The following is a 9,290-nucleotide window of genomic DNA, read 5'->3' on the forward strand; positions in this document are numbered from 1 at the left end:
ATGGCCGATAAGAACTCATCGGGCGCGCCTATCCGTCCGGCGGCAGTTCGGCCTTATGTAAAGCTTTACATAAGGCCGAACTGCGAATGTTCCCGCTACCGGGCTCGTTAAATTATTTAGGGCACGGAGCGGACGATCGCCAGGCCTAAATGGAGGTTGGTGACACGCCGGCTTGCTCTGCCCCAAAAAAACGGGGAGCCTAAGCTCCCCTGAATTCAGCTTATCAACCGCTTCGCCAGCGCGACTTCCAAGCTATCGCCGTCCTGGTTCAGGACATCCAGCCCCGTATCCGGCATATCGCCCGAGGTGGACTGGCTGACGGCGATCTTCCTGGCCATGAGGCTCAGGCAATCGATCTGTGCCGTGCCTTCGTAACCGAGGTAGAACACGTCGACCGGCTGCGTCTGCCCGATGCGCCAGGAGCGCCGCGAGGCTTGCTGGACCGTGTACACGTTGAAACCCGACTGCAGGAACACGATCGCCGGAAAATCCAGCAGGTCCAAACCGGTCTTGACCAGATCCGGATGGCAGATCAGGACGTCGATGCCCCGGTCGACCTGATCGAGAATCCAGTCTTCGCGCCTGGACGTCTCGACACTGGACCTCAGTACCGCCGCCTTGAAGCCTTCCGCCTGCAACAGGTTCTTGAGCCGTTGCGAGGTGTCTCGCGTGCCGGTGTAGATCGTGTACGCCAGCACCCGGCGGCCTCGCGCCTTCTGTTCCCGGCAGAGCCGGATCAGTTCCCGTTCCTTGGGTGCGGGCTCCATGTCACCGAACACAGGCCCGGCATAGGCCAGCAGCCCTCCACTCCGCGGGTGTTTCACCACCTCCTCGCGGAAAGCGCAGTCCGGCCAGGCCAGCAGCACGTTGAGCACCACGCCCAGCAAGGTCTTGTCGCCCTTGCGAAGCGCCTCCTTGAGTGCCTGGACCAAGTGGCTCCTCAGGCTTTCATACTGCTTCGCCTGCGCGTCGGTCATGCCGACGTTCACGAACTGCTCCCGATAGGGTGGCAGCACGTTTTCGCCGATGTCTCTCAGTTTCAGGAAGGCGGTATAGGGCAGGACGTAGCGGGCGATGCCCTTGGGTCCGAACCCCGGCGCCTTCTTGGTGTGCACCGTGACTTTCTTGCCCTTGGCCGTACGGTGGCTGCCGTCGTCGGTTTCCTTGAACACGTCCTTGAGGACGCCGTGCTCGCGCATGAACGCGAGCGCCGCCGGCGCCAGGCTCCCGCGCCGGTTGGCCCGGTACCCGTCTTCCCGCATCCGGCGGCCCAAGATCCGCCAGAGCAAGAAAAAGAGGTCATCCGCGTAGCCGCCCATGAGCGTCCCGGTCAACAGCAGCACCTTGCGGCACTTGGCCGCCAGGACGCCCATGGCCTGGCCCTGCGCCGAGCCGTCGTTCTTGTACTCGTGGCCTTCATCGACCACGAGGAGATCGAAGAACCCCTGCGGCAGATACCGCTTCACGAACTCCGTGGGTTGGTAGCCACCCTGGCCGAAGGCGAACTCGCGGGTGGCGAGCCCCCGCTCCAGGCGCAAGGCCTGTCGGTCGCTGAAGACCAGTTCCCCCTCGTCATCCATCAGGTTGACGAAATCGTAGGGGTTGTCGCCCAGCATGTCGGCCAGGGCGTCCGGCCTGAACCGCGCCATCAGCTTGTCGGCGGTCTTCGGGCCGATGGTCGGCAGCTGGCAGAGGGCATCGCGGACGATTGCTGTCCGGTCCTTCTGTGTTCCCGGCCGCTTGAGGCTCCAGAGGGCCGCCCCGCAACCGGGGCACGCTTGCCGCCGCTCATCGCCAGCGCCTTTCAGGAAACACTCCAACGCCATCCCCGCGCCGTCCTCATCCGTGAGGATCGTGCCACAGTCCGGACACGCCGCGTAAGCCGTCGACTGCACGAAGGAAACCGAACGCGGGTTGTTGATCTCGGTATAAACCCGCTCGTGGCGCTTCCGCGCCACGGCGACGGGCCGCCAGTCGAAGCCCATCCGCATCCGCACCCGGCCGATGACGAAGAACTCCACATGGTCCGCGTCTTCTGACCGGCCAATCCGTTGCCGGATCGTCAGCAACTGCCGGAGCGTATCCGGGCCATTGAGAACCCAGACGCGAGCGTTCGGCACGGTCTCCAGGATTTCCCGCCGCCACTTGTAGACCAGATGGGGCGGCGAGATCACCAGGGTGCGCCGATAGCCTTCGGCTCGCAAGACCGCGGCTGTGGTGATCGCCATCATCGTCTTGCCCGTCCCCATTTCGGCATTGATGATGGCCGCGTCCTCGTCCGCGTCGACCAGCAGTGCCGTTACCGCCTGGATCACGTCCCGCTGGGCGGGAAAGGGCTTGCGCTTGAGGCTCTCCATCACCGCGTCGCGGCCCGGATTCGGTCGGCCGTCGTACACCGGCGGATTCTGTCGGGAGACGGCCTGCATCAGTCCGTCGCCGAAATCGGCCACGAACCGGGACAGGGAAATCACCTCCGCCGAGACCTCCGGTGCCGGTTCAATTCCGCCGGATTCCGTACTTAGCTCGGAATCCGTATCGGTGTCGTTGTTAATATCGAGTGCTCTTTCGGTCATGGTCTGCTCCTTCAAGGAATATAGGGCAGACCACCCACGAGGGGCCGTCTGCCCCGAGTGGGTTGAGTCGAAGTCGAAATTCGCCGCTGATCTCACAACAGACCGTGTTCGGCGAAGGAATAGATCGCGTCGGCGCCGACGATGAAATGGTCGAGGACGCGAATGTCCAGCAGGTTCAAGGCGGTCTTGAGCCGCTGGGTGATGGCCCTGTCCGCCTCGCTGGGATTCGCAACGCCGGACGGGTGGTTGTGGCAAAAAATCACCGCCGCCGCATTGCAGCCGAGCGCCGCCTTGACGACTTCGCGCGGATACACGCTGGCGCCGTCGATGGTGCCGTGGAACAGCTCCGAGAACGCGATCAGCCGGTGCTGATTATCGAGAAACAGACCGGCGAAAACTTCATGGTCGTACTCGGCCAGCTTCAGGTGAATGGCCTCCCGTGCCGCATTCGGCGAGGTCAGGGCGGTTCCGCGCCGGAACCTCGCGGCAATGCGCCGTTTGGCTTCGGCAATGATGAGTTCCGGTCCGGCCGGGGCGTAGTCCCCGAACGCGTCCCGCACGTAAAGCGTGTAGTTTGGCATGGCATGCCTCCGTTGAGTCCGGGCATGCCATGCCCTTGCCGGGGATGAGCATCCCCGGCAAGGGTTGAAACGACTTTGGTCGAAGGTCCGCTACAAAGCGCCTTCCCGACTGTGATCCCGGATACCCCAGTCCTCGGCGAGCCGTTCGAACTGGGCGCCGGGGATCCCGAGGCGGTCATGGACTTCCAATTCGGGCCGATAGTCCTGTTCGAGGACCTGGAGGCAACCCCGGAACAGGGTGTGGTCGAGCGTCCGAAAATCCGTGAGATCGAACGGGAATCGATACCCGTTGTAGAGTCCCAACAGAAATTTCGCGATCGTCTTGCACTGTCCGGAATGGCCATTGGCCACCGTCCATAAGCGCCTGAGTGCGGCAAGTCGTGCGTCGCTGGTTGACATGATTCCTCCTGGCTATGTCAGTCGATTCGCTTGAAAAACACGGCCGCGCCCGGCGTCCCCCGGCCGACGAAGGTTTTTCCGTTTCGGCTGAAGCGGATACGGTGTCCCGTCCGAGTGGCTTCGGCGATGCGGTCACCGGTCCACGTGGAGACGATGATCGAACCGCCCGGCGCCTCGGCGGGGTAGAACACGGCGCCCTGGCCAACCTCGCAGGTCTCGTCGAGGCCCTGGATTTCGGCCAGGCTGAGCGCGCGATTGTGCTGCTCCGCCTCGGCGGGCGTGACGTCGACGCGCCCGAAGCGGGGCTCGTAAACGCCATGGCCTTCAAAATGCATCAGATAGCCGAGACAGCGTTCGAGACCGTGATCGTCATAGCTGATCAGCGACCCCAGGTTGTGGAGGTCGTTACGGCTCGGACGCGTGCCGGGCTTGTGCGTGGATGTCTTCATGAGTGCTTCTCCCGTGGTTCAAGGAAAGACCGGAGAAGCGCTCCCACCGGGGGGCGTTTCCCCGGTCGGGTGAGGTCGAAAAAGCCTGCTTCACACCCGGAGGTGCGGCCGTCGGCAAGTGCAGGCGCGCGGCGGCGAAGGGGCTTCATGATTTACGAGGTGAAGGCCTCGGCGACCGAACCGCGGTCGCGGCGGCAGAACAAAGCCAGTGGCTTTTTCCAGCGGCCCTCGGGCGGCTCGAAAAAGCCCCCGGAACGGAGGCTATGACCGAAAGACCGTCACTGGATCACCAGCGCCCGGCCGAACGTCGGACTGTCCGGCGTGAAATCCAGCGCCCGGATCACCGGCACGAACACGTCGGTGGCGGTGCGTATTTCCACCAGACGGCCGGACTCGGTCTCTTCGATCGCGGTGGTCACGTCCTTCCGCTTGAAGGTATCCCCCTTGATGACGTAGATCCTCGCGCCGTCGCTGGATTTCACCACCCCGGATACCTGGCCGGCCGCCAGGGACAGAGCCAGATGCCAGCGCGACAGGGCCTTCAGGGGCCGCCTGGAACTCTTCGCGGTCCGCGCCAGATGCAGGTCGAACTGCGGCCACAGGCACGGGAATCGGCGAATCTCGTCCTTCAGTTGCGCCGGGTCCATCTTCACCGCATTGAAGCGGAGCGGAACGGCGTTGCCCGGTACCGGGGGCACGACATAGGGTTCCCCCGGCCAGATGTCGGGCAGGACCTCTTCGGTTTCGCCCCGGTGGAGCCTTGCCAGGTGGTCCCGCACCGGCCGGATATCGTCATCGATCTGAGGCCCTCGCCGCCGAACGCCGACCACCACCGCCTGGCGGTAGGTCTGCACCGGCGCCCGAAAAGCCGCCACCTGCTCGAAGTGGGCGGCGATCCAGCCGGAGAATTCCTTGTCCAGGCTGGTGTGGGGCACGATCAAGACCATGACGCCGCCCGGCTGAAACAGCCGCACCGCGCGCTGATAGAACAGCTTCTCCAGCCGTTGCCGGCCTTTGGTGGCGTCTCCGGTGGCGCCTTTGTCGCCGACCAGATCGCCGTACGGCGGATTCAGCCAAAGCAAGCCGAAGCTCTTCGGGGTGATGACCGTTTCCTGGTAATCGCCGTGGATCACCCGGTCGAGCAGCCCCTTGGCGTGCCAGGCCCGTTCCGCGTCGAATTCCACGCCGAAGGCCTCGGTGCGCCCGGGTCCGAGATGCTGCCGGCATTCGGCCAGCGCCACGCCTTCGCCGGCGCAAGGATCGATGATCCGCATCGACCCCTGCGCGGACGGTTCCAGCATGGACAGAACCCGCGCCAAGGTGTCTTCGTCCGTGGGAAAGTATCCGGCCTTGACGAAATTTCGCGCCAGCCGTTGAAACATCAGTGCCATATCGGTCTCTCCTGTCGAGTGGAAAAATTCCGCCGGAGAGACCGAACCCGAACAGGGTTCGATTCCCCGGCCGGGTCGATTGATGAAAGCGCCTGCATTCGTTCGAGAAAGAACGGCCATCGGGAAGGCAGGCCCGCGATGGCGAAGGGTGCGACTGAACCGCAGTCGCGACGGTCGAATCGCTTTCAGTCGGAAACTTTTTCCAACACCGCACGCGGCGCTCGAAAAAGCCCCCGGAACGAGGGCTAAGCATTGGCAACCGATATCAGTACTCGCCGGGAAGCAGCAGCACGTCGTCGGTCAGGTAGAACCGCCAGTCTCCGGTTTGCAGATCCGTGTAGTCGATATCCTTTTCCCGGATGATCCGGCCGTTCCCGTCCTCGACCCGAATCCGCCCACGCTTCTCCATTACGGATAAGACGATCAGAAGGAACGGCTCCGTCTTGAGCAGCGGATAGAACTCCGTCGCTACCAGGTCCAGGAACCAGTAGGCGCCCTGTTCGCCGCCGTTGTCGGCGAAAAACCGGACGCCGTCCGTGTAGGTCAGGGCTCTGACCAGCGGATGGCGATACCACATCGTCGTACCGGTGAACCCATTCAGTCGGTGAGCCAACTGGCTGGCGGTCAGGCGACGGGATTCAGCATCGCGGGGCGCGGGGAGATCGGCTGCCTCGGTATTCCGAAACGGCTCGTTTACCGAACCCGTCGTCTTCGCTTCGCCCAGCGTCAGCTGCCCGTCGCGGATCAGGGTTTCGATGACCGATTCCAGCTCCTCCGAGCCCAGGTTGAGCATCAGTGCATGAATGCCGATGCCGGCGTGGAAGCTCACCCAGCCCCTTTGTACGGCGGTACGCACGATCGTCTCCCGCCAGGGGTCGAGCAGGGGCAGATGGCAGACGTCCTTGAACAGCCCCCAGATCAGATCGCTTTCCAGCGCCACACGCGCCGGATCGGCGTCGTCGCACGAGAACAAACGGACGGCCCGGCGCGAACCGTAATCCGGATCCGTCGCCAGACGGTCGTACAGCCAGACCTGAGCGACATCGCCGAACAGATTGGCCTTGGGCATGCGCCCGGTCATTTTCACCAGGCGGTCGGCGTTTCCGATCAGAACCTCGTGTTTCCGACCCGGATCGTCCTGATCCACCAGGTGCAATCGGTAAAGTCCGCCCTCGGTGGAGGGCAGGGTCAAACGGGCGATCAGTTCCTGGATCGACGTGTCCCGTCCCCAGAAGGAACCGAACAACAGATGCTCGGTCTGGTCGGTGACGAATGCATCGGCATAGACCCCGTGCACGTCGTCCAGTGCAAACAATTTCACGCCATTAGGATTCATCGCAGTCTCCTCATTGAAACGGTCCGGAGCGGATGAACCCATCCGGGGCTATCGCCCCGGACGGGTTGACAACAGCGCGATCCCTCACGCTCAGATCAGTTCCCCCAGTTCCGAAAGTTTCAGGACGAAGCGGGCGTACTCCGCTCCGGAGGGCAGTTCGGCCAGCACCTCGCTGACACGGCTGTCGCTCCATTCCTGAATGCATTCGCCCTTGCCTTCGAGCAGGGCATAGGTCAGCCACCAGAGATCGATCAGCGTCATGACGCCGTACCGATCCACGATCGTGCCCATCGTTTCGAATCGCGCATCGAGTTCCCGAAACAGCCGGAGCCCCAGGCCATCGGCCGGATTCCGGTCTTCCGGTTTCCTGTCGTTCGGGAGATGCCAGGCCTCGTCCGTCGCGGACTCCGGGGCATCACTCGTGGGATAGTCGACCTGCGCCAGGGCCAGCAACGGCTTGAACGACGCATGCAGGGGCGTGACCTTGCCCTCGCCGCGGCGCGCCCGCTCCAGATGGTCCAGATCGGCCACGACCGCCCGAACATCCCGGTCGGCGAACACTTCGGCGATGCCGCCCCGGACCACGACCAATGCATGCTTGACCCCGCTCATGGCCGGTCTCCCGGACAGCGGGCCGGCAGCCGCCATTCCGCACTCTTCAAAGATCGCTCTATCACGTTCATCGGATTTCTCCTCGAGTCGTATACCCAGGGAGACATCCGTCCCTCGGGGAACGAATTCCCCGCATGGGTCTGGGTTGATAAGCCCCGGCAGCGCCGGAGCGGTTTACAAAATGCCTGCTCGCATTCCCGGAGGAACGGCCATCGCCAAGCAGGCCCGCGATGGCAAAGGGTGCGACTGAGCCGCAGTCGCCACGGTCGAACACCTTCCCGCAACCGCCTCGACTGCGGTTCCGGGAAGGTCCGCCTGGGCGGACCTTCGAATGTCGATTCGATCCCGAAGGATCGCGCCGTTTCGGGCGGAAATCGTCGATCGCCCGGTGAGCGGCGGGTCAAGCGCGCTCCCGAGCGCCGCACCGGCCGTCGTCCCCGGTAGAACGCGAGCCATGAACACCGCCGGACCTGACCCTGGGAGCACGAGGCCCTACATCCGGCGCGCAGTCGCTACCGCACAAAGGGCTCCGTCCTTTCCCGGCGACGGAGGCCGGCGACGTGCAAGGCGAAGGCCGTCGAGCGACCTTCGCGGAATCGCCCGGACGAGCGATTTCGCGAAAGCGGCCCGGAACCGACGAGAAACGGTGCAAGGCTCCGACCGGAACCTTGCACGAGATAGAGACCCTAATCCGCCCGCAGCCAAACCTGGCCGACCGGCTGGAACCGGTAACCCAGCGCCTTGAGCCTGTCCTTCTGTTGCCGAAACCGGGCACGGTCGACCGTGGTATCGAGTTTCACCGTCGCGCCCAGCGGCCAAAGAACGCCGAACAGCCGTTCGTCCGCCTCCTGATCAGGCGGCGAATCCGGGCTGTCCAAGGTTTCATCAGCGCTCGCGCCCGGTACAGACGTTTCCCCCGCCGGCACGCGAAAGCTCGGCGCGGTGGCTTCGGCCTGCGGTTCCAGATCGATGGGATCGGGCTCCGGCAGGGGCGATTGCTGCTCGGCCGGCAATTCGTCGATGGCCGCCAGGGCCATGGTTGCCAGCGTGGCACGGACCTCGACGACCAGCCGTCCGCCGGCCAGATAATTGGCCGGATAGATCCGGGAGACGCCGAATTCACCTTCGTAGCGGCCCTCGTCGTACTGGTCCAGCAAGGTGTCCTTGACGGCGAATTCGCCGATCTCGGTCACCAGCCGTCCGACGGAAAAGGTGCCGTTACGGCCATGGATGGCGCGAATGTACAGGGTTCCGCTGAGTTTGATCATGGGGATAGCCTCCGGTTGAATGAAAAACGGAGGCAGCCCCGCAACGGGGTTGCCCCGTCGGGTGGGTGAAATCGGCTTACGCTGCCGTCGGCTCGGGCTGAGCGGACGCTTGGCTCCTGGCGGGCGCCTGATAGACCGGCTGCCCGTCGACCTTGGCCCAGGCGATATGGAGCAGCCGGGCCTTCAGGCTGACGCCGGTCTGCCCGGCCTTCTCGCCTTTCTCGTAGGTGAAGGTCTCGGCATAGAGATCGCCCAGCCTGAAACCGACGAGTACGGCCTGGCGCGCCTGGATGGCCGGCATCAATTGGCAGACGACTGCTTGTGCGTCCTGGCCGCTCACCCGGCAATCGAAGCGGGTATATTCGACGGCATCCGCCGCGCCGTGCAGAGCGGATACCTCGACCGCCAGAAATGGCTGGCCGCGTCTGATCGGTACCTCGCGCACGCGGTTCAGATAGCCGATGCCGGTGATATGAAGGTCGAAGTATTTCTCGTCAGGTGGGTTCATGGTGTTTCTCCTATAGGCATGAATGAACCGGAGAAATCCCGACCCGACCGGGGTATGGGTTCCCCCGGAGAAGGTTGAAGATGCCTGCGGCGCTCCCGAAGGAGCGGCCATCGTTCGAGCAGGCCCGCGATGGTGAAGGGTGCGACTGAGCCGCAGTCGCCACGGTTGAAACT

9 protein-coding genes are annotated in these 9,290 nt (G+C 63.8%); all 9 read right to left on the minus strand.

Annotated features, from left to right (window positions below; genetic code table 11):
• Positions 1–215 precede the first annotated feature (215 nt).
• The 9 genes from B2A78_RS25070 to B2A78_RS25110 all read right to left on the minus strand — a co-directional run bounded on the left by B2A78_RS25070 (position 216) and on the right by B2A78_RS25110 (position 9,117).
• Entirely contained in the window at positions 216–2,573 is a 2,358-nt protein-coding gene (locus B2A78_RS25070; protein WP_077732786.1) for a DEAD/DEAH box helicase, read from the minus strand.
• 92 nt (positions 2,574–2,665) lie between these two features.
• On the minus strand, positions 2,666–3,154 hold the full coding sequence (gene radC, locus B2A78_RS25075; RefSeq protein WP_077732787.1) for a DNA repair protein RadC: 489 nt from the start codon (positions 3,152–3,154) through the stop codon (positions 2,666–2,668).
• Positions 3,155–3,244: 90 nt separating this feature from the next.
• Entirely contained in the window at positions 3,245–3,553 is a 309-nt protein-coding gene (locus B2A78_RS25080) for a hypothetical protein (protein WP_077732788.1), read from the minus strand.
• A 17-nt stretch (positions 3,554–3,570) separates the two neighbouring features.
• Complete coding sequence (locus B2A78_RS25085; RefSeq protein WP_077732789.1) at positions 3,571–4,002, minus strand: hypothetical protein; 432 nt, start codon at positions 4,000–4,002, stop codon at positions 3,571–3,573.
• 278 nt (positions 4,003–4,280) lie between these two features.
• A complete protein-coding gene (locus B2A78_RS25090) occupies positions 4,281–5,393 on the minus strand; it encodes a DUF6094 domain-containing protein (protein ID WP_077732790.1) in 1,113 nt (370 codons plus the stop codon).
• Positions 5,394–5,658: 265 nt separating this feature from the next.
• Positions 5,659–6,729 (minus strand): DUF6876 family protein, encoded by a 1,071-nt coding sequence (locus B2A78_RS25095; protein WP_077732791.1) that lies wholly within the window; start codon positions 6,727–6,729, stop codon positions 5,659–5,661.
• 90 nt (positions 6,730–6,819) lie between these two features.
• Positions 6,820–7,377, minus strand: coding sequence for a hypothetical protein (locus B2A78_RS25100; RefSeq protein WP_143735317.1), 558 nt, complete (start codon positions 7,375–7,377; stop codon positions 6,820–6,822).
• A 650-nt stretch (positions 7,378–8,027) separates the two neighbouring features.
• Positions 8,028–8,609, minus strand: a complete 582-nt coding sequence (locus B2A78_RS25105; protein WP_077732793.1) for a DUF3275 family protein — start codon at positions 8,607–8,609, stop codon at positions 8,028–8,030.
• 76 nt (positions 8,610–8,685) lie between these two features.
• Entirely contained in the window at positions 8,686–9,117 is a 432-nt protein-coding gene (locus B2A78_RS25110; protein WP_077732794.1) for an STY4534 family ICE replication protein, read from the minus strand.
• Between the last annotated feature and the right edge of the window lie 173 nt (positions 9,118–9,290).

The sequence above is a fragment of the Methylocaldum sp. 14B genome (assembly GCF_002005105.1).
Classification (GTDB): Bacteria; Pseudomonadota; Gammaproteobacteria; order Methylococcales; family Methylococcaceae; genus Methylocaldum.

Excerpts from the sequence above, each read along its gene's own strand:
- B2A78_RS25070 (WP_077732786.1), bottom strand. The coding sequence starts at position 2,573 with ATGACCGAAAGAGCACTCGATATTAACAACGACACCGATACGGATTCC.
- radC (WP_077732787.1), bottom strand. The coding sequence starts at position 3,154 with ATGCCAAACTACACGCTTTACGTGCGGGACGCGTTCGGGGACTACGCC.
- B2A78_RS25080 (WP_077732788.1), bottom strand. The coding sequence starts at position 3,553 with ATGTCAACCAGCGACGCACGACTTGCCGCACTCAGGCGCTTATGGACG.
- B2A78_RS25085 (WP_077732789.1), bottom strand. The coding sequence starts at position 4,002 with ATGAAGACATCCACGCACAAGCCCGGCACGCGTCCGAGCCGTAACGAC.
- B2A78_RS25090 (WP_077732790.1), bottom strand. The coding sequence starts at position 5,393 with ATGGCACTGATGTTTCAACGGCTGGCGCGAAATTTCGTCAAGGCCGGA.
- B2A78_RS25095 (WP_077732791.1), bottom strand. The coding sequence starts at position 6,729 with ATGAATCCTAATGGCGTGAAATTGTTTGCACTGGACGACGTGCACGGG.
- B2A78_RS25100 (WP_143735317.1), bottom strand. The coding sequence starts at position 7,377 with ATGGCGGCTGCCGGCCCGCTGTCCGGGAGACCGGCCATGAGCGGGGTC.
- B2A78_RS25105 (WP_077732793.1), bottom strand. The coding sequence starts at position 8,609 with ATGATCAAACTCAGCGGAACCCTGTACATTCGCGCCATCCATGGCCGT.
- B2A78_RS25110 (WP_077732794.1), bottom strand. The coding sequence starts at position 9,117 with ATGAACCCACCTGACGAGAAATACTTCGACCTTCATATCACCGGCATC.